Origin of the sequence: Pseudomonas sp. DC1.2, from assembly GCF_034351645.1 — a bacterium.
GTDB lineage: Bacteria > Pseudomonadota > Gammaproteobacteria > Pseudomonadales > Pseudomonadaceae > Aquipseudomonas.
Genome location: NZ_CP133782.1, coordinates 2265398 through 2283289, shown reverse-complemented (window position 1 = coordinate 2283289; position 17892 = coordinate 2265398). Strand labels below are relative to the sequence as shown.

Here is a 17892-nt window from a genome sequence, read left to right as displayed (position 1 = left end):
GGCGGCCCGCGATCATTTCGCCGCGTGCTTGGGCTGCGCTTCAGGCATCGCCGAAGAGTGGTGATTGAGAATCTTCCACTGACCGTCGACCAGCTCGTAGATGAAGGTGTAGCGCGCCTGCACTTGACGGCTCTTGCCGGTGGCTTCGGTCAGGGTAAAGGTATAGACGCCGCTGTCCATGGCCACGTTGCTGCCCAGTTGGCGGATTTCGCGGTAGTTGATCTGCCCTACCGGCTTGAGGACCAGGAAGTGCTCAAAGTAGTTTTTGATCTGTGCTGGCGTGGTTCGCACCTGATTGGACACGGTGGGCTGCAACACCGCACCTGCCGCATAGAGATCGGCCACCGACTGGGCGTTACCGGTCTGCAACGCACTGTTCCAACGGTCAAACAAGCCGGCAATTTCACGGTCTTTCACATCAACGGGCTGCTGCGCCACGGTGCGGTAGACGTGCGGGGTCGCCTCTTCGGCGTAGGCCAACGGGGCGGTCAGGGCAAAAAACAGGACGAGGGCTGATGTCTTCAATTTCATTACGATGCTCCAGTGTTGATCCGTGAGCACACTTTGCCAACGCTCCAGCATCCCGGCATCGGCCAATCGGAATCATCGACGTATGCCATTCGGCAGATAGCGCCCTGCCCCGCTAACAAGGTTTAATGATGCTCCCGCGCACCCGCGGGCCTGTCTCGACGCCGGAGCCGTACCATGCAAAACCCTCCCCTCGACCCAGGGAATGCCTTGGCCATTCGCACCCAGTACCGGCAATTGCAAAGCCGCGCGGCGCGACTGCGGCTATTGGTGGACACCGGCCAAGAGTTGACCCAACTGGCACCCGTCGAGATGCGCGAGCGAGTGCTGGCAAGGGCCTGTGCTTTTTTGGCGATGGACCACGCGCTCCTGCTGGAATGGGACGCCGATGGGCGGATCAGAACCACTGCCAGCCAAGGTGATCATGAGCGGCTGCTAAGCCTCGATCGCCAGACCGACAGCACGCTGCGCGCAGCGTATTGGCAGGAGCGACCGGGAGCGGTTCTGCCTAATGTGTTGCGGGTGCCTTTGCGCGGTGGCGACGGCAATGCCTTTGGCGCCCTGATTCTGGCCAACAGCGTGAGCATCCGCGCCCCTGACAACGAAGACATCGAATCGCTGCAACTGCTCGCCACCCTGCTGGCGGCGCACCTTGAAAACGACCGACTGCTGACCACCCTAAAGGCTCGGGACCGCAGCCTGTCCGACCTGGTCAAGCGCTTGTTCCGGGCACAGGAAGACGAGCGCAAACGCGTAGCCTATGACCTGCATGACGGGCTGGCCCAAACCCTCGCCGGGTTGCACCAACGCCTGCAAGGGTTTGCCGGGCGCTGCCCGAACTTGCCAGGCACGCTGGACGAAGACTTGCAGGCCATTCTGAAGCTGGCCCAGCATTGCGTGGGGGAAGGCCGGCAACTGATCGGCGGTCTGCGCCCGACCGTGCTCGATGATTTTGGTTTGCTCAAAGCCGTCGACAAAGAGGCTGATCGCCTGCGTGAAGCCGGAATTCGCGTGTACTGGCATGCACGATGCGAAGCGCGCTTGCCCAGTCAGGTGGAAATCGCGCTGTTCAGGATTGCCCAGGAAGGCATCAACAACATCCTTAAACATGCCCACGCCAGTCAAGTCGACCTGGCGCTGGAGCTGCACGCCGGTCACGCCTCGCTGCGCGTAGAAGATGACGGCCAAGGGTTTGCCATCGAACAACCGCTCGACAACCGCGACATCCGGCACATGGGATTGGCGGTCATGCAAGAACGCGCCAACCTGCTGGGCGGTCGCCTGACGTGCATCAGCCGCGCGCAATCGGGCACTCAACTGAACATTACCGTGCCCTGTGATCTGGAAGGAGCCACTCAATGACAAACGTCCTGCGTCTGGTGTTGGCAGACGACCATGAAGTGACGCGCACCGGTTTCGTCGCCCTGCTGGCGGGACATCCGCAATTCGAAGTCGTCGGCCAAGCCAAGGATGGCCAGCAAGCGCTGGAGCTGTGCGAACGCCTGCTGCCCGACATCGTCATCCTCGATATCCGCATGCCGGTGCTTAACGGCCTGGGCGCGGCACGCCTTCTCCAGCAACGCCTACCGGCCCTGAAAGTGGTGATCTTCACCATGGACGACAGCCCCGACCACCTCGAAGCCGCGATGAATGCCGGCGCCGTGGGCTACCTGCTCAAAGACGCCAGCCGCGATGAAGTGATCGATGCCCTGCAACGTGTCGCCAGTGGTAAGGAGGCACTCAACAGTTCAGTCAGCGCACGCCTGTTGCGACGCATGACCGACCGCAATGCCAGCGGCGCGGCGCATGCCGAAAACCTGACGGCCCGTGAATGCCAGGTACTGGCGCTGGTAGCCAATGGTATGAGCAACCGCGAAATCGGTGAGGCTCTGGGCATTACCGCAGGCACCGCCAAGGCGCATGTCGAACGGGTCATCGGTAAGCTCGGTGCCGCCGACCGAACTCAGGCCGCAGTGCGGGGCATTGCGCTGGGCCTGGTGACACCGCCATGAGCTTTTTTTACGCACGACGCTGGGCCGATCTGCCTTTGCGCGGCAAGGCGCTGGTGGTTATTTCCCTACCGTTGGTGATCCTGCTGCTGTCCCTGGTGCTGATCTACATCACCGAGCGCCAGACGGCACAAGCCGAAGAGGATGTGCGCCGGGTGCTGTTGGTACAGGGCGACATCCAGACCGTACACACCCTGCTCGCCGAGTCGGCCGCCAGCATGCGTGGCTATCTGTTAACGCGCAGGGAGGATTTCCTGCCGGGTTACCTGAACGCCAAACCGTTGATCGCATCCGCCCTGGGAAGGCTGGACCGTAACGTGCGGGACAAACGCGTGCGTGCGCAGTTGGACGCCATCACGCCGTTGATCGACAGCAAAGTCGAAGGGCTGGAGGACATGTTCAATGATCGCAACCCAACACCGGCAGCGATCACCACGATCCTGATCAACAACAAACACATCCTCGACGAGCTGCGCGAACGCATCGGCACCATGCGCACCCTCGAAGATACGCTCTTGGCCGAGCGCACGGCCGCCGCCGCCGAAACCCGTCAGCGGTTGTTGTTCTCGACGTTACTGGCCGCCCTCTGCGGGCTGTTCGGGGCGGTGGTTGCCGTGCTGTTTTTGTCCAAGGGCATCGTCGCCAGGGTGCAGCAGGTGCAAGGCAACGCACAACGCCTGGCCCTCGGTCAGCCGCTATTGCCGCAACCGCCGGAGAACGACGAGATCGGTCAGCTCGGCACCCGCCTGGTGGAAGCCGGACGGTTGCTGGCCGAGCGCGAGCGGGCCTTGCGCGACAATGAAGAGCGCTTGCGGCTGATCATCGACGGCGTAAAGGACTACGGAATCTTCGCCCTCGACACCCAAGGCTTTGTCACCAGTTGGAACGCCGGTGCCGAGCGGATCAAGGGCTATACCGAGCAAGAAATCATCGGCCAACATTTCTCGGTGTTTTATCCGCCGCAAGACTGCCCGCAACACCCCGAGCGGGCATTACGCGAAGCCACTCGCGACGGTCACTACATGGAAGAGGCCTGGCGCAGCCGCCGGGACGGCAGCCGATTTTGGGCGAGCGTGGTGATCACCGCGCAATACGACAGCAGCGGCGCCTTGCGCGGATTTTCCAAAATCACCCGCGATATCACCGACCGCCGCGCGGCCGAGATTGCCCTGCGCACCGCCCGTGAAGAGGCGGAGCGCGCCAGCCGAGCCAAAAGCGAGTTCCTGTCGCGCATGAGCCACGAACTGCGCACACCGCTGAATGCCATTCTGGGCTTTGCGCAACTGCTCGACATGGACTCGCAGCCAGGGCAAAAGGCGCAGATCGGTCACATTTTGCGCGCCGGCCAACACCTGTTGACCCTGATCAACGAAGTGCTGGACATCGCCAAAATCGAAGCCGGGCGCCTGCCGCTGAATATCGAGTCAGTGCCCTTGGCCATCGCCCTGCAAGAAGCCTTGACGCTGGTCTCGCCGATGGCGGCCGACGCAGCTATCCACCTCGCCCCACTGCCGACACTGGCGGCCGACTGTGGGGTGGTCGCCGACCGCCAACGCCTGACGCAGGTGCTGCTGAACCTGCTGTCCAACGCCATCAAATACAACCGGCCACACGGCCACGTGAGGATCGAACTCACGCAGGAACGGCAACGTATTGCCGTGTCGGTCATCGATACCGGAAAAGGCATCGCAGCCGATCGGGTGGATCAGTTGTTCAAGCCGTTCGAACGTTTGGAGACCGACCCGAATATAGAGGGCAGCGGCCTGGGACTGGCGCTGAGCAAGAACCTGCTGGAAATGATGAATGGCCGTTTGACCGTGCAAAGTCAACTCGGCGAAGGCTCACGTTTCACTTTCGAATTACCCTTTGCACACTTGCCCTCCGAGGCGCCAAAAAACGTGGGTAACACCACGCCTCTGGCAACCCCGCCCCCCCGTGAATACAAGGGTAAAGTGCTGTGCATCGAGGACAACCTCTCAAGCCTGGCGCTGATCGAAACCCTGCTGCACCGCCGACCCGGCATCCAGTTGCTCTCAAGCATGCAAGGGCAAATGGGCCTGGACCTGGCTGCCCGCCATGCACCGCAACTGATTCTGCTGGATGTCTCGCTTCCGGACATTGACGGGGTCACCGTTTTGCAGCGCCTGCGTCAGTCTCCGATCACCCGGACCACGCCCGTGCTGATGATCACCGCCGACGCCAGCGAACTCACCCGTCTGGCCGTTTGCGAAGCGGGCGCGACAGCGGTGCTGAGCAAACCGATTCACATCCCTGCGTTCCTTGCCCACCTTGACCAGTACCTTCCGGAGCCCGCGTGAACACTGACCTGCGCATTTTGATCATCGACGACCAACGCCCCAATCTCGACCTGATGGAGCAACTGTTGGTCCGTGAGGGGCTGACCAACGTCCTGAGTAGCACTCAACCCTTGCGCACCCTGGACTTGTTCAACAGCTTCGAACCTGACCTGGTGATTCTTGACCTGCACATGCCGGAGTTCGACGGCTTTGCGGTGCTCGAACAACTGAACCGGCGCATCCCGGACAGCGAATACCTGCCGATCCTCGTCCTCACCGCTGACGCCACCCGCGACACCCGCTTGCGTGCGCTGGCGCTGGGCGCGAAAGACTTCATCAGCAAACCACTGGACGCCCTGGAAACGATGCTGCGGGTCTGGAACCTGCTGGAAACCCGAGCCCTTTACAAAACCTTGAGAACGCTGGTGCCGCCAGACCAAATCGACCTGCTACGCCACCCTGGGCCGAGGTGATGGGCTCTTCGAGGCAGGCCTACCTGTCAGCCATCTCCTGACCTATTTCCGGCCCCTCAGTCTCAGCTAAGTTTCAGCCCGTAGCCTCTCCGTTGCGCAAACTACAGCGCTGCACAGGAGAGGCGACCCCATGAATTCCACAACGGCCAGTTGGCTGAACAAAGTGCCCGAGGTGACGCTGTCATTCTGGGTGATCAAAATCCTGTCCACGACCGTGGGCGAAACCGGCGCGGACTTTCTGGCCGTTGATGCCGGCTTCGGGGCGGGCAAGACCAGCATCGCCATGGCCGTTTTGCTGGCAGTCGCACTGTCCTGCCAACTTCGCACCAAGGCCTACACGCCTTGGATCTACTGGCTGACCGTGGTTTTGGTGAGCGTCGTCGGGACACAAATCACCGACATTCTGACCGACAAACTGGGCGTCAGCCTGTACACCAGTACCGTCGTGTTTTCCGCGCTGCTCGCGATCAACTTCGTGATTTGGTATCGGATAGAGCACAGCCTGTCGATCCGTGAAATCGTCACGCCCCGCCGAGAGTTGTTCTATTGGGCGACCGTGCTCTGCACCTTTGCCCTTGGTACGGCGGCAGGCGACCTGGCCACCGAAGCCCTGGGCCTCGGCTTCACCTTGGGCGCCGTGATCTTCGGTGTGCTGATCGCCGCTACCCTGGTGGCTTGGCGCATGGGCGGTAACGTCGTACTGACATTCTGGATCGCCTACATCCTGACTCGCCCGTTTGGCGCCTCCCTCGGCGACTTGCTGACCCAGGCCAAAACCTACGGTGGCCTCGGCATGGGCGCCGCCTGGACCAGCGCTATTTTCCTCAGCGTCATCGTTCTTCTGGTCGCCGCCGCACAGTTCAGCGTCGGCCAGCGCAAAAACGTCACTCAATAATCGTTCAAAAGCCAATCAAGGAATTGTTATGCACACTTTTCAAACCCTGCTTCGCCGCGCAGCCATCATCTCGTCCATTATTGCCCTCAGCGTGACGGCCGGCTGCTCGAAACCTGCCGACAAACCCGCGACAGGCAGCACCTCGGGCGCTGTAACCTCGCAGAGCCTTTCGGGCTCGAAACTGGGCGACCTGTCTGAGTTCAGTAACATCGCGGCGGACGTCGCCGGCCTTGTCGATAAAAACGACCTGCCCGCCGCGAAAACCCGGATCAAGGACCTGGAAACTTCGTGGGACTCCGCCGAAGCCGGGATCAAGCCGCGCGCCGCCAGCGACTGGCACGTGGTAGACAAAGCCATCGACCGCGCACTCGAAGCGTTGCGCGCCAATAGCCCGAAACAGGCTGACTGCAAAGCGGCAATGGATGACCTGCTGAAGGCGTTCGATTCGATGAAAGGCAAATAATGCCCCCGACGCGGCGTTGATCCGACAGCGGACAAACGCTTGCTCAGGTGTTTCAATACAGCGCGACGGTCATGGCCGTCGCGCCTTATTTTTGCCGGAGCGCAACATGCGGATATTGCTGGTCGAAGACGACTCGATGATTGGCGAGGCGATCCAGGACGCGCTGAAGGATGCGAGCTACGCCACCGACTGGGTAAAGAACGGCCTCACAGCGCTTGCCGCGCTCGGCACGCAACACTATGACCTGGTGCTGCTGGACCTTGGCTTGCCCGGCAAGGACGGGCTGGACGTACTCGACAGCATTCGCGCCAGCAACAACCCCGTACCGTTGCTGATCATTACCGCCCGAGACAGCCTCGACGACCGCTTGCGCGGTCTCGACGGCGGCGCCGACGATTACCTGCTCAAACCTTTCGAAATGGCCGAACTGCTGGCTCGCATGCGCGCCGTGCTAAGGCGTAAAGGTGGCAGCGCCCTGTCATTGCTCGAAAACGGCGTGGTATCGCTGGACCTGGTCTCAAAGGAGGCCACTACCGCCGAACACCCTGGCGTGCGACTCTCCAGCCGCGAATTCGCCCTGCTCCAGGCACTGCTAATCCGTCCAGGCGCGATTCTCTCGCGCAGCGATCTCGAAGACCGCCTCTATGGCTGGGGCAATGAAGTGGAAAGCAATGCGGTGGAGTTTCTGATTCACGCCCTGCGGCGCAAACTCGGAAGTCATGTCATCAAGAACGTCAGGGGTGTGGGATGGATGGTGTCAAAAAACGCTTGAGTGACTCGGTGCAACGGCGATTGTCCGTCACGCTGTCGCTGGCCATCCTGATCGTGGCGGTCGTGGCCGGTATTTTTGCCTTCGTCTCGGCGTTCGACGAAGCTCACGAAATGCAGGACGCCACGTTGCGTCAAGTGGCCATGCTGTTGGACCGGCAACAAATGACCCTCAGCTACCCCGAAAGCGCCGGGCTCAATAATGACGACGAAGAGTCCCGCGTTATCGTTCAATACCTGGCCGACGGCAGCAAAGCCGTCGGCAACGATGATGCCGCGATACCGCTGCCCTTCCCCACCACCCTGACTGACGGCTTGTTGACCTTGACGGTCGCGGGCGAGGACTTCCGGGTGCTGGTCAAAACCACCGCCAATGGCAAACGCATCGTCATCGCCCAGGAAACCGGTGCGCGTGACAAGGAAGCCCGCGAGAGCGCATGGCGCAGCCTGCTGCCGTTTCTGATTTTGTTTCCGGTGCTGCTGCTGGTCGTCGGCGATCTGGTGCGCAAGCTGTTTCGCCCGATCGCAACCCTCTCAGCTGAAATCGACCAGCGCGCCGAGCAAGCGTTGCACCCCATCGATGAGAACCATCTGCCCGCCGAAGTCCGTCCCTTCGTCGTGGCGATCAACCGATTACTCACTCGCGTGGGGCAATCCATGGACACCCAGCGGCGCTTCGTTGCCGATGCGGCCCACGAACTTCGCTCGCCACTGACCGCCCTGTCGCTGCAAGCCGAACGATTGGCCGCCGCCGACATGTCGCCGCCCGCCCGAGAGCGCTTGGTGCAACTGCGCCAAGGCATCGAACGCAGTCGCAAACTGATCGATCAACTGCTCAGCCTGGCCAGGGCACAATCGGTGTCAAGCCAGCCGGCAGCCGTCGTGTCGGTACACGCGGTGTATCGCCACGTGCTGGAGGATTTGCTGCCTCTGGCCGAGATCAAACACATCGACATCGGCGTCGAAGGCGATCAGGACGCCCACGTACTGATGGCTGAAATGGACTTGATCACGGTGGTCAGAAATCTGGTCGACAATGCGGTCCGATACACCCCCGAAGGGGGGCGGATTGACCTCTCGGTCAGCCACGAAAACGGTAGGGTTCTGTTGCAGGTCAAGGACTCGGGACCGGGCATTACACCACCCGAACAGCAGCGGGTATTCGACCCGTTCTATCGCAGTCTGGGCACCGATGAAACCGGGTCCGGGCTGGGACTCTCCATCGTCAAGGCGATAGCCGACCGTACTGGAGCCCAGATTGAATTGAGCTTCACCGATGAGCAGCAAAAAGTTGGGTTGTGTGTGTCGGTCTGGATTAACGTTGCCGGCGTAAAAACGCCAACCTCATGAGGCCCGACCACGAGGGCCAGGCCCATCTGGGTGGATGGATCAGGCCGCCTCGGCGTCCTTTTTCAGGCTGTTCATATCAATCACAAAGCGGTATTTAACGTCGCCCTTGATCATTCGTTCGTAGGCTTCGTTGATGTTCTGAATGTCGATCATCTCGATGTCCGAAACAATCCCGTGCTTGGCGCAAAAATCCAGCATGTCCTGCGTTTCCTGGATGCCACCGATCAACGACCCGGCCAGGCTGCGGCGTTTGAAGATCAGGTTGAATACAGAAGGCGACGGGTGCGGGCTGTCCGGCGCACCGACCAGGGTCATGGTGCCATCGCGCTTGAGCAGCGAAAGAAAGGCGTCCAGGTCATGCGGTGCCGCCACGGTGTTGAGGATGAAGTCCAGGGTGTTGGCGAACTTGGCCATTTCATCCGGGTTTTTCGACACCACTACTTCATCAGCGCCCAAGCGCAGACCGTCTTCACGCTTGTTCGGCGAGGTGGTGAACAACACCACGTGCGCGCCCATGGCATGAGCGATTTTCACCGCCATGTGCCCCAGACCTCCGAGGCCCACGACACCGACTTTCTTGCCTGGGCCGACTTTCCAATGGTGCAGCGGCGAATACGTGGTGATACCGGCACACAGTAATGGAGCGACAGCCGCCAGGTTCGCCTCGCCATGGGAAATGCGCAGAACGAACTTCTCCTTGACCACGATGTTGTCCGAGTAGCCGCCGAAAGTGTTCTCGCCTCCAAACACCGGGCCGTTGTAGGTGCCGGTAAAGCCGTTCTCGCAATACTGTTCTTCGCCTTCAGCACAGGACGCACAGTGCTGACAGCTATCGACCATGCAGCCGACACCGGCCAGGTCGCCGACTTTGAATTGGCTGACATTGGCGCCAACGGCGGTCACTCGACCAACAATTTCATGGCCCGGCACCGAAGGGTACAGCGTGTTGTGCCACTCGTTGCGCGCGGTGTGCAGGTCGGAATGGCAAACGCCGCAGTACAGAATATCCATCTGTACATCGTCAGCGCCGGGGGCGCGACGCTCGAAAGTGAAGGGCTTGAGCGAGTCCTTGGGATCCTTGGCGGCGTAACTGTAAGTCTTGACCATTGCAATCACCTCTTGATTCGGACGTTGAGTACGAAGTGACCAGCATAGCCGCTGAATCGTTCAAGTAAATGAAGAAATTGGGCCATTTCGTCCCGCCTCTGCGCCGCTGCTGCCGGGCCTTATTCAGATCAAATAACTGCCGCTCACGTCGATCCGCGCCACTTGATCTACAGTCTGTGGGTCGGCGACGTGCGGCCCATCGACGCGCCCCTCGACACCTGCACAACAACAAAAATCACAGGAGCTGAAAATGTCCGAACTGAAACTTCACCCCAATGCCGCCGAGTCCTTACGCCAGTGGCACAACATGATCAACGCAGGCGACTTGCTTGCCCTGCCCGACTTACTGGACCCACACGCGGTATTGCGCTCGCCCATGGCTCACACGCCTTACGCCGGCATCAATGTAGTCACGATGATTCTCACCACGGTATTCAGCGTCTTCGAACAGTTTGCGTACCACCGTGAATTGGCGACAGCGGACGGACTGAACGTCGTTCTCGAATTCAGCGCCCGCGTCGGTGAGAAAGAGCTAAAGGGTATCGATATGATCCGTTTCAATGAACACGGAAAGATCATCGAGTTTGAAGTGATGGTCCGTCCCTTGAGTGGCTTACAAGCGTTGGGCAAAGAAATGGGCCACCGGCTGGGCGCGTACCTGGCGGCCAATAAAGCCTGACCTGGACAACTCGCGCGCAGGGATCAATCAACACGACCCCAAGCCTGTGCGCAAAGAAAGGGCCTGCCATCACGGGGCTGTTTTAGCCGAGTATTAAATCGAATGCTCGGTTGAAAGCCGGCGCGCTGTCGTTCCTAATACAGCGCACCTAAAACCGATATGAACAGCCCTTTGAGAGAACAGCATGATCGAGGTCACCGAGGTTTCCATTGCCCAACTGCGTGCGGCGCTCGAGTCAGGCCAGACCACCGCGGTTGAGCTGGTCCAGGCCTATCTCGCGCGAATCGATGCTTACGACGGCGCCGACACACCGACCGCCCTCAACGCGGTGGTGGTACGTAACCCCGAAGCGCTGAACGAGGCGCGGACGTCCGATGCTCGTCGGGCCAACGGCGCAACGCTGGGGCCACTCGATGGCATCCCCTACACGGCCAAGGACAGTTACTTGGTGAAAGGCCTGAGCGCCGCCTCCGGCAGCCCCGCTTTTGCCCACCTGACGGCTTATCGCGATGCGTTCACCATCGAACGGCTGCGCGGCGCCGGAGCGATCTGCCTGGGCAAGACCAATATGCCGCCCATGGCCAATGGCGGCATGCAGCGCGGGGCCTACGGTCGCGCCGAGAGTCCCTACAACGCTGACTACCTCACGGCACCGTTCGCCTCAGGCTCATCAAACGGTGCCGGCACCGCCACCGCCGCCAGTTTCGCCGCGTTCGGCCTGGCGGAAGAAACGTGGTCAAGCGGACGCGGCCCCGCGTCGAACAATGGTTTGTGCGCCTACACGCCATCACGCGGCGTCATCTCGGTGCGTGGCAACTGGCCGTTGACGCCGACCATGGACGTGGTCGTGCCGTTCGCCAGAACCATGGCCGACCTGCTTGAAGTGCTCGACGTGGTGGTCGCCGAAGACCCCGACACACGCGGCGACCTGTGGCGCATGCAGCGTTGGGTGCCGATTCCAAGCGTCGCCTCGGTGCGTCCCGTCTCCTATGCCGAACTGGCGGCAACCCCCGCGGCCCTCGCCGGCAAACGTCTCGGCATTCCTCGGATGTACATCAACGCCGACCCCGCAGCGGGCACGTCCGCAGCGCCGGGCATCGGCGGCCCCACCGGGCAGCGCATTCACACCCGTGCCTCGGTGATCGGGCTCTGGGAACAGGCACGCCAGGCACTCGAAGCGGCAGGCGCCGAAGTGATCGACGTCGATTTCCCGCTGGTCTCCAATTGCGAAGGCGATCGCCCGGGGGCGCCCACCGTGTTCAATCGCGCAATCGTCTCAAAAGAGTTTCTGCACCACGAGCTGTGGGACCTGACGGCGTGGGCGTTCGATGATTTTCTACAGGCCAACGGCGATCCGACATTAAACCGATTGGTCGATGTCGATGGCTCCCTGATCTTCCCCCACGACCCCGGTACGCTGCCTAACCGAGAAGGCGACCTCGCCGCCGGCATGGACGAATACGTGCGAATGGCCGAACGCGGCATCACCCCGTGGGACCAGATCAGCACCTTGCCCGACGGCCTGCGCGGACTTGAACAAACCCGTCGACTTGACCTTGAACACTGGATGGATCGGCTCGGACTCGATGCCGTGCTCTTCCCGACCGTCGCCGACGTCGGCCCCGCGGATGCAGACGTAAATCCGCAATCGGCGGACATCGCCTGGAGCAACGGCGTCTGGGTCGCCAACGGTAACCTCGCCATCCGCCACTTGGGCGTGCCCACCGTCACCGTACCGATGGGCGTCATGCCCGACATCGGCATGCCGGTCGGGCTAACCTTTGCCGGCCGTGCGTATGACGATTCGGCGTTGCTGCGGCTGGCTTCGGCGTTTGAATCAACCGCTAGCAAGCGGATGATTCCACCCCGCACGCCTGCATTGTCGGGTCGCTGACACCCATATCACCGGACACAGGTGCTGGTGGCTGCTCGCCAACGGCACATTTAATGAACCCTCATCGCCACCGCCCACCTAAGGAAATGACACTCAGGAGGTGGCCAATGCAAATCGAATACGTATGGATCGCACTTGCAGTAATTTTGGTAGTGATTGAATTGTGGGCAATCAACAAGGTGATCAAAAGCGCGAGCACAGCAGATAACAAGGGCGTGTGGATCGTAGTGATCGTGTTTGTACCCCTGCTTGGATTGATCGCCTGGGCGCTGGCCGGACCTAAGCACAGCACCCACGGCGCGCATTAGCGGCCCACCGGGCATCACCCCGGCTGCCGATTTCCTCAGGTATTCACCGACCCCGACTTATAAGGGTTGTGCCAGCGAACACATGACCTCAAGGCCCAGCGCAAGAGGTCATGGAGGAGCCCAGCATGTTCATGAGCCAAGTGCGGATCATGGGCCGACAGCGTTTGGAATGATCCGCAGTGTCGATTTTTCGGGAGACATGCACCCACTTTTGGCGACAGCCTGACTCACGCTGCTCAGTCGTCACTTGGCTTTAAACCCAGGATAACGAACAAACGCAGACACCTGATCGGCCATGAGTGGCAGTTGCGCTGCCAGATGTGTGGAAGTAGAAAAACCACCGCCCATCATTTGCACACAATTCGCCACCTCTGCACTAGTGAGCGGCATAAACGGCGCAAAAACCTTAAACCCCATTAACGCGTTTAAGTTTATTCGTCCGACTCCCACTTTAGACCTGGGAAGTTTTTTCTCTACCAACCGCCCATAATTTCTATTCACATCCGCATGCACAGGCCCAAGAAGCACCCACGCATTGGGAAGATTCCTCAGGGAAGCTTTGTGAACGAGATGATCAGCATCTAAAAAACTATCAAATTTCTCGATCAGCGCTGGGTCGCCTGATGCTGTATTGGCGGCGGCATTATTAGCTGAAATCTCAGCATCAACAATAAGCTTGGCCTTTAAGCGGAAATCGTCAGACAGATTTTTAAAAATACTTTTTGAAAGCAATGCACTATTCAAATTAGTAAAAACCTGAACAGCTGAGCGGTGCAACTCATGAATGCTACTGCCAGAGCGGTTCGCGCCGAGCCAATATTTAAATGCAGTACGGTACTGCCCCCACCGCGCGTTAACCCATAACTGAGGAACACCACAGTACGTGGACTGGAGATCATTACTGCGCAACGAAATGGCTTTTCTGTCGCCACAACGTGAAATATACAGATCGGTAGTTACAATGCCTTCGCCATAAGCCCAGTTCATAAGTTCGTCGTAAGACTCGAACATGACGGGCACGTCTTCTAGCTGGTTACCCACCCCTTCCCATATATAAACAAGCGCCCCTCTGTAACTACCCACCGCGGTAGTGTGAAAATCCCATACCGCTCCATTTTTCATGCCTACGGTTCTGAAAAAAGCCAGAAGAAGACGCTGTATCGTTATCCTTTTCAATACGTCTTACTCATCAATATAAAATCAAAAAAACCACAGGAAGCTAACTGATCAAACAACAACATAATTCTTTCTAGCGCTGTCGAACAATGAGCTGGCCACTCGCCAAGGACGACGTCTGCTATTTCCTTGAATAAGCACTCGCCCCAGCCACTTCAGGTTCACGTCCCTCTTGAGATCAAAAGTTCGCCGGCGTATTGGCACTAATAATCTCGGCCTCATCCGCCCCAATATTGCGAAACCGATGCGCCAGCGTGGTCGGGAAGTAATACCCATCCCCGGCATTCAACACGCTGATTTGTCCATCAACAGTGAGTTCAACCGTGCCACGGGTGACAAGCCCACACTCCTCCCCTTCCGCGTGAACGATAGGCTCTTCTCCCGAACTCGCCCCTGGCGCGTATTGCTCGCGCAGTAGGCGCATCTGCCGACTCGGCACTGAAGCGCCTATCAGCAGCAATCGCAGGCCATCGCGCCCGAGATCGGGCTGTTCGTTGGCTCGAAACACGTATTGATGCTCACGCGGCGGTTGGTCGAAGGTGAAGAAGTCCGCCAAAGACATGGGGATGCCTTCCAGCAGTTTTTTAAGGGAGCTGACGGAGGGACTGACACGATTTTGTTCGATCAGGGAAATGGTGGCATTGGTGACGCCGCTACGCCTGGCCAGCTCGCGCTGGGACATTTTGTAGCTTTCGCGTACTAATTTGAGTCGTGAGCCCGTGTCCATTGACAGCCTTATGTTGAGAACGACTTAAGGGGTAATGGGGGTGGATGGCGGGCGACGTATGGCCGCTTGGAACACCGCTTCCTTGTCCCGGAACCGTGAAAGGCGGGTATTAAATCACGTTTGCAGGTGTTGCTCAGCAGGTTCGATGGACGGCCCGTAAAAAATCCCGGCAGCCCGGATGCTGGTCAGTTTTGGTGCGCAAATTGTGCGGATGGTTGGCCGTGTCTCAAGGAATACCGGGAGCGGCCAGAAGGCTCTCATCGCGGGCAAGTCCCACAGGCTGATCGTGCGCACACACAAATGGGTGCTTGCCATCGACCTCCTGTGGGAGCCGCTCGGTTAGATCCCGAACCGATCCCGGAGCGCGTAATACGCGGCGCCCATGGCGGTGAGCGGGGCCTGGAAGGTTCGGCCACCGAACATCGGCATATGTGGCAGGGACGCGAACGCGTCGAAGCGTTCGGCGTCGCCGCGGATCATTTCCGAGATCAGCTTGCCGGCCAGGTGAGAGCAGGTGACGCCGTGGCCGCTGTAACCTTGCATGTAATAGGCGTTTTTCTCGACGCGGCCGAATTGCGGCATGCGTGACATGGTCAGCAGGAAGTTACCGGTCCAGCGGTAGTCGATTTTCACGTCCTTCAATTGCGGAAAGGTCTTGAGGATTTTCGGTTTGATCATCTGTTCGATATCGTCTGGTTCGCGGGCGCCGTAGACCACGCCGCCGCCGTACAGCAGACGGTTGTCAGCAGTGAGGCGGTAGTAATCAAGCAGGTAGTTGCAGTCTTCGACGCAGTAGTTGTTTTTGATCAGGCTGCGTGCAACCTGCTCGGACAGCGGTTCGGTGACGGCGATTTGCGAGCCGCAGGGCATGCTTTTGCGGGTCACACGGGCGTCGAGATTCTGAGGCAGATAGGCATTACCGGCGATCAGCAGGTACTTGGCCCGCACCACGCCTTTGGCGGTGCGCACGATGATCGGTTCGCCGTAGGTGATTTCCACCGCCGCCGACTGCTCATAGATCTTGCCGCCCAGGCCGATGATTGCGGCGGCTTCGCCGAGGGCCAGGTTCAGCGGGTGAATGTGACCGCCCTGCAAGTCCAGCAGGCCGCCGACGTAGTTGTCGCAACCGACTTCGCGCTTGATATCAGCGGCGTCGAGCATTTTCAGGTTTTTGTTGCCGTAGCGTTCCCAGCTGCTTTTCTGTTCGGTCAGGGCCTTGAGCTGTTTCTTGTTCAGCGCGGCGAAGATGCCGCCGGGGCGGTAGTCGCATTGGATGTCGTATTGTTTGATGCGCGAACGAATAATGTCGGCGCCCTCAAAGATCATGCTGCCGAGAACTTCGGCTGTTTTATCGCCGTAGCGCTCTTCGATGACATCGACGTCGCGGCTGTAGGAGTTGACCAATTGGCCGCCGTTACGACCGCTGGCGCCGAAGCCGACTTTGGCCGCTTCGAGAACGGTGACGCTGTAACCGGCTTCACTGAGGAACAGCGCGGAAGAAAGGCCGGTGTAGCCCGCGCCGATGACGCAGACATCGCAATCAACCGCGTCTTCCAGCGTCGGGAAGTCGCCGATAGCGTTGCGGGTCGCCGCGTAGTAGCTGTTTACATGAGTTTGCTTCATAGCGTTCTCCGATGGCCGCTGGCACACGCTGGCGGCCTTCGTTGTAGAAGTGTTAGAGCTTGATCCAGGTCGCTTTGAGTTCGGTGTATTTATCGAACGCATGCAGCGATTTGTCCCGGCCATTACCCGACTGCTTGAACCCGCCGAACGGCGCGGTCATGTCGCCACCGTCGTACTGGTTGATCCAGACACTGCCGGCACGCAAACCGCGAGCGAAGGTGTGGGCCTTGCTCAGGTTGCTGGTCCAGACCCCGGCGGCCAGGCCGAAGATGCTGTCGTTGGCAATCGCCAGGGCCTCTTCAGCCGTGTCGAAAGTGATCAACGACAACACCGGGCCGAAGATCTCTTCCCGAGCGATGGTCATGGCGTTGGTCACGCCGTCGAAAATCGCCGGCTCCACGTACAGGCCGCCAGTGTCTTCGAGGGTGCGACTGCCGCCCGCAATCAGTTGCGCGCCTTGGTCTTTACCGATCTGGATGTAGCGCAGCACGTTGTCCAATTGACGCTGATCGACGACCGCGCCGACGGTGGTCGCCGGGTCCAGGGCGTGCCCCGGTTGCCAGGCTTGCAGGGCTTCCACCAGCAGCGGAATGAAGTGTTCGCGAATCGAGCGCTCCACCAGCAAACGCGAACCGGCGGTGCAGACTTCGCCCTGATTGAACGCAATCGCGCCGGCGGCGGCTTGTGCGGCGGCGCGCAAATCCGGGGCATCGGCAAACACCACGTTCGGGCTCTTGCCCCCCGCTTCAAGCCAAACGCGCTTCATGTTGCTTTGTCCGGCGTAGATCAGCAGTTGCTTGGCAATCGCGGTCGAGCCAGTGAAGGCCAGCACGTCAACATCCATGTGCAACGCCAAAGCCTTGCCGACGGTGTGGCCGAAACCTGGCAGGACGTTGAACACACCTTTGGGAATGCCTGCTTCCAGCGCCAACTGGGCGATACGAATTGCAGTCAGCGGTGACTTTTCCGAAGGCTTGAGGATGAACGAGTTACCCGCAGCCAGGGCCGGGGCAAACTTCCAACTGGCCATGATCAACGGGAAGTTCCACGGCACGATGGCCGCGACAACACCCGACGGCTCACGCGTAATCAACCCGAGTTGATCGTGCGGTGTGGCCGCGACTTCGTCGTAAATTTTATCGATGGCCTCGGCGCTCCAACGGATCGCGTTGGCAGTCGCCGGGATATCGATGGCCATGGAGTCGCTGATCGGCTTGCCCATGTCTAGGGTTTCGAGCAGCGCCAGTTCTTCGTGGTGGGCCAGAATCAGGTCGGCGAAACGAATCAGAGTGCGCTTGCGCTCAGCCGGTGCCCGTTTGGCCCAGACGCCGGATTCGAATGCCTGCCGTGCAGCGGCGACTGCCGCATTCGCGTCGGCTTCATCGGTGCTGGCAACGTTCGCCAAGAAGCGACCGTCTACCGGGCTGATGCATTCAAAGGTGTCACCGCTGAGTGCCGAGCGGTATTGACCATCAATGAATGCCCGGCCTTCTATTGATAAGGACTGAAAGCGTTGCTCCCAGTCGCTGCGAGTGTTTGTCATTGTTGTGACTCGACGCAGGTGAAGAAGTAGAGGACTCAGTGCCGCTCAACCA

18 protein-coding genes are annotated in these 17892 nt (G+C 59.7%); 11 read left to right on the top strand and 7 right to left on the bottom strand.

Annotated elements, in window-relative coordinates; all coding sequences use genetic code 11:
* Positions 1-12: 12 nt before the first annotated feature.
* Entirely contained in the window at positions 13-531 is a 519-nt protein-coding gene (locus RHM68_RS10345) for an SgcJ/EcaC family oxidoreductase (protein WP_322222578.1), read from the bottom strand.
* A gap of 174 nt (positions 532-705) precedes the next feature.
* Between RHM68_RS10345 and RHM68_RS10340 the strand changes: the two genes are divergently transcribed.
* The 8 genes from RHM68_RS10340 to RHM68_RS10305 all read left to right on the top strand — a co-directional run bounded on the left by RHM68_RS10340 (position 706) and on the right by RHM68_RS10305 (position 8783).
* The gene (locus tag RHM68_RS10340; protein WP_322222576.1) at positions 706-1890 is read left to right on the top strand and encodes a sensor histidine kinase; all 1185 of its coding nucleotides are present in this window, start codon (positions 706-708) and stop codon (positions 1888-1890) included.
* Complete coding sequence (locus RHM68_RS10335; RefSeq protein ID WP_322222574.1) at positions 1887-2540, top strand: response regulator transcription factor; 654 nt, start codon at positions 1887-1889, stop codon at positions 2538-2540. The genes RHM68_RS10340 and RHM68_RS10335 overlap by 4 nt, the downstream gene beginning before the upstream one ends.
* On the top strand, positions 2537-4855 hold the full coding sequence (locus tag RHM68_RS10330; protein ID WP_322222572.1) for an ATP-binding protein: 2319 nt from the start codon (positions 2537-2539) through the stop codon (positions 4853-4855). Before RHM68_RS10335 ends, RHM68_RS10330 begins: the two co-directional genes overlap by 4 nt.
* Complete coding sequence (locus RHM68_RS10325; RefSeq protein ID WP_322222570.1) at positions 4852-5307, top strand: response regulator; 456 nt, start codon at positions 4852-4854, stop codon at positions 5305-5307. The genes RHM68_RS10330 and RHM68_RS10325 overlap by 4 nt, the downstream gene beginning before the upstream one ends.
* A 130-nt stretch (positions 5308-5437) precedes the next feature.
* Positions 5438-6202, top strand: a complete 765-nt coding sequence (locus RHM68_RS10320; protein WP_322222568.1) for a hypothetical protein — start codon at positions 5438-5440, stop codon at positions 6200-6202.
* A 28-nt stretch (positions 6203-6230) separates the two neighbouring features.
* Entirely contained in the window at positions 6231-6665 is a 435-nt protein-coding gene (locus RHM68_RS10315; RefSeq protein WP_322222566.1) for a hypothetical protein, read from the top strand.
* Positions 6666-6771: 106 nt separating this feature from the next.
* Positions 6772-7437 carry a response regulator gene (locus tag RHM68_RS10310; RefSeq protein ID WP_322222564.1) on the top strand — a complete coding sequence of 222 codons (666 nt, stop codon included), beginning with the start codon at positions 6772-6774 and terminating at the stop codon, positions 7435-7437.
* The gene (locus RHM68_RS10305; protein WP_322222562.1) at positions 7413-8783 is read left to right on the top strand and encodes an ATP-binding protein; all 1371 of its coding nucleotides are present in this window, start codon (positions 7413-7415) and stop codon (positions 8781-8783) included. Before RHM68_RS10310 ends, RHM68_RS10305 begins: the two co-directional genes overlap by 25 nt.
* A 39-nt stretch (positions 8784-8822) precedes the next feature.
* Here RHM68_RS10305 and RHM68_RS10300 read toward each other — a convergent pair whose 3' ends face one another.
* On the bottom strand, positions 8823-9890 hold the full coding sequence (locus tag RHM68_RS10300) for an NAD(P)-dependent alcohol dehydrogenase (protein WP_322222560.1): 1068 nt from the start codon (positions 9888-9890) through the stop codon (positions 8823-8825).
* 250 nt (positions 9891-10140) lie between these two features.
* Here RHM68_RS10300 and RHM68_RS10295 point away from each other — a divergent pair, with 250 nt between their 5' ends.
* The 3 genes from RHM68_RS10295 to RHM68_RS10285 all read left to right on the top strand — a co-directional run bounded on the left by RHM68_RS10295 (position 10141) and on the right by RHM68_RS10285 (position 12771).
* Positions 10141-10569 carry a nuclear transport factor 2 family protein gene (locus tag RHM68_RS10295; protein ID WP_322222558.1) on the top strand — a complete coding sequence of 143 codons (429 nt, stop codon included), beginning with the start codon at positions 10141-10143 and terminating at the stop codon, positions 10567-10569.
* Between the two features lie 184 nt (positions 10570-10753).
* Positions 10754-12463 (top strand): amidase, encoded by a 1710-nt coding sequence (locus tag RHM68_RS10290; RefSeq protein ID WP_322222555.1) that lies wholly within the window; start codon positions 10754-10756, stop codon positions 12461-12463.
* 107 nt (positions 12464-12570) lie between these two features.
* Complete coding sequence (locus RHM68_RS10285) at positions 12571-12771, top strand: PLD nuclease N-terminal domain-containing protein (RefSeq protein WP_322222553.1); 201 nt, start codon at positions 12571-12573, stop codon at positions 12769-12771.
* Between the two features lie 243 nt (positions 12772-13014).
* Here RHM68_RS10285 and RHM68_RS10280 read toward each other — a convergent pair whose 3' ends face one another.
* The 5 genes from RHM68_RS10280 to RHM68_RS10260 form a co-directional block, all read right to left on the bottom strand.
* The gene (locus RHM68_RS10280) at positions 13015-13893 is read right to left on the bottom strand and encodes a hypothetical protein (RefSeq protein ID WP_322222551.1); all 879 of its coding nucleotides are present in this window, start codon (positions 13891-13893) and stop codon (positions 13015-13017) included.
* A gap of 232 nt (positions 13894-14125) precedes the next feature.
* On the bottom strand, positions 14126-14674 hold the full coding sequence (locus RHM68_RS10275; protein ID WP_322222549.1) for a cupin domain-containing protein: 549 nt from the start codon (positions 14672-14674) through the stop codon (positions 14126-14128).
* Between the two features lie 114 nt (positions 14675-14788).
* Positions 14789-14989, bottom strand: coding sequence for a hypothetical protein (locus RHM68_RS10270; RefSeq protein ID WP_322222548.1), 201 nt, complete (start codon positions 14987-14989; stop codon positions 14789-14791).
* Between the two features lie 24 nt (positions 14990-15013).
* A complete protein-coding gene (locus RHM68_RS10265; RefSeq protein ID WP_322222546.1) occupies positions 15014-16297 on the bottom strand; it encodes an FAD-binding oxidoreductase in 1284 nt (427 codons plus the stop codon).
* 52 nt (positions 16298-16349) lie between these two features.
* Positions 16350-17840, bottom strand: a complete 1491-nt coding sequence (locus tag RHM68_RS10260; RefSeq protein ID WP_322222544.1) for an aldehyde dehydrogenase — start codon at positions 17838-17840, stop codon at positions 16350-16352.
* Positions 17841-17892 lie beyond the last annotated feature (52 nt).

Bases quoted from the DNA above. Each gene is read 5' to 3' on its own strand.
- RHM68_RS10345 (WP_322222578.1), bottom strand. From the start codon at position 531: ATGAAATTGAAGACATCAGCCCTCGTCCTGTTTTTTGCCCTGACCGCC.
- RHM68_RS10340 (WP_322222576.1), top strand. From the start codon at position 706: ATGCAAAACCCTCCCCTCGACCCAGGGAATGCCTTGGCCATTCGCACC.
- RHM68_RS10335 (WP_322222574.1), top strand. From the start codon at position 1,887: ATGACAAACGTCCTGCGTCTGGTGTTGGCAGACGACCATGAAGTGACG.
- RHM68_RS10330 (WP_322222572.1), top strand. From the start codon at position 2,537: ATGAGCTTTTTTTACGCACGACGCTGGGCCGATCTGCCTTTGCGCGGC.
- RHM68_RS10320 (WP_322222568.1), top strand. From the start codon at position 5,438: ATGAATTCCACAACGGCCAGTTGGCTGAACAAAGTGCCCGAGGTGACG.
- RHM68_RS10315 (WP_322222566.1), top strand. From the start codon at position 6,231: ATGCACACTTTTCAAACCCTGCTTCGCCGCGCAGCCATCATCTCGTCC.
- RHM68_RS10310 (WP_322222564.1), top strand. From the start codon at position 6,772: ATGCGGATATTGCTGGTCGAAGACGACTCGATGATTGGCGAGGCGATC.
- RHM68_RS10305 (WP_322222562.1), top strand. From the start codon at position 7,413: ATGGATGGTGTCAAAAAACGCTTGAGTGACTCGGTGCAACGGCGATTG.
- RHM68_RS10300 (WP_322222560.1), bottom strand. From the start codon at position 9,890: ATGGTCAAGACTTACAGTTACGCCGCCAAGGATCCCAAGGACTCGCTC.
- RHM68_RS10295 (WP_322222558.1), top strand. From the start codon at position 10,141: ATGTCCGAACTGAAACTTCACCCCAATGCCGCCGAGTCCTTACGCCAG.
- RHM68_RS10290 (WP_322222555.1), top strand. From the start codon at position 10,754: ATGATCGAGGTCACCGAGGTTTCCATTGCCCAACTGCGTGCGGCGCTC.
- RHM68_RS10285 (WP_322222553.1), top strand. From the start codon at position 12,571: ATGCAAATCGAATACGTATGGATCGCACTTGCAGTAATTTTGGTAGTG.
- RHM68_RS10280 (WP_322222551.1), bottom strand. From the start codon at position 13,893: ATGAAAAATGGAGCGGTATGGGATTTTCACACTACCGCGGTGGGTAGT.
- RHM68_RS10275 (WP_322222549.1), bottom strand. From the start codon at position 14,674: ATGGACACGGGCTCACGACTCAAATTAGTACGCGAAAGCTACAAAATG.
- RHM68_RS10270 (WP_322222548.1), bottom strand. From the start codon at position 14,989: ATGGCAAGCACCCATTTGTGTGTGCGCACGATCAGCCTGTGGGACTTG.
- RHM68_RS10265 (WP_322222546.1), bottom strand. From the start codon at position 16,297: ATGAAGCAAACTCATGTAAACAGCTACTACGCGGCGACCCGCAACGCT.
- RHM68_RS10260 (WP_322222544.1), bottom strand. From the start codon at position 17,840: ATGACAAACACTCGCAGCGACTGGGAGCAACGCTTTCAGTCCTTATCA.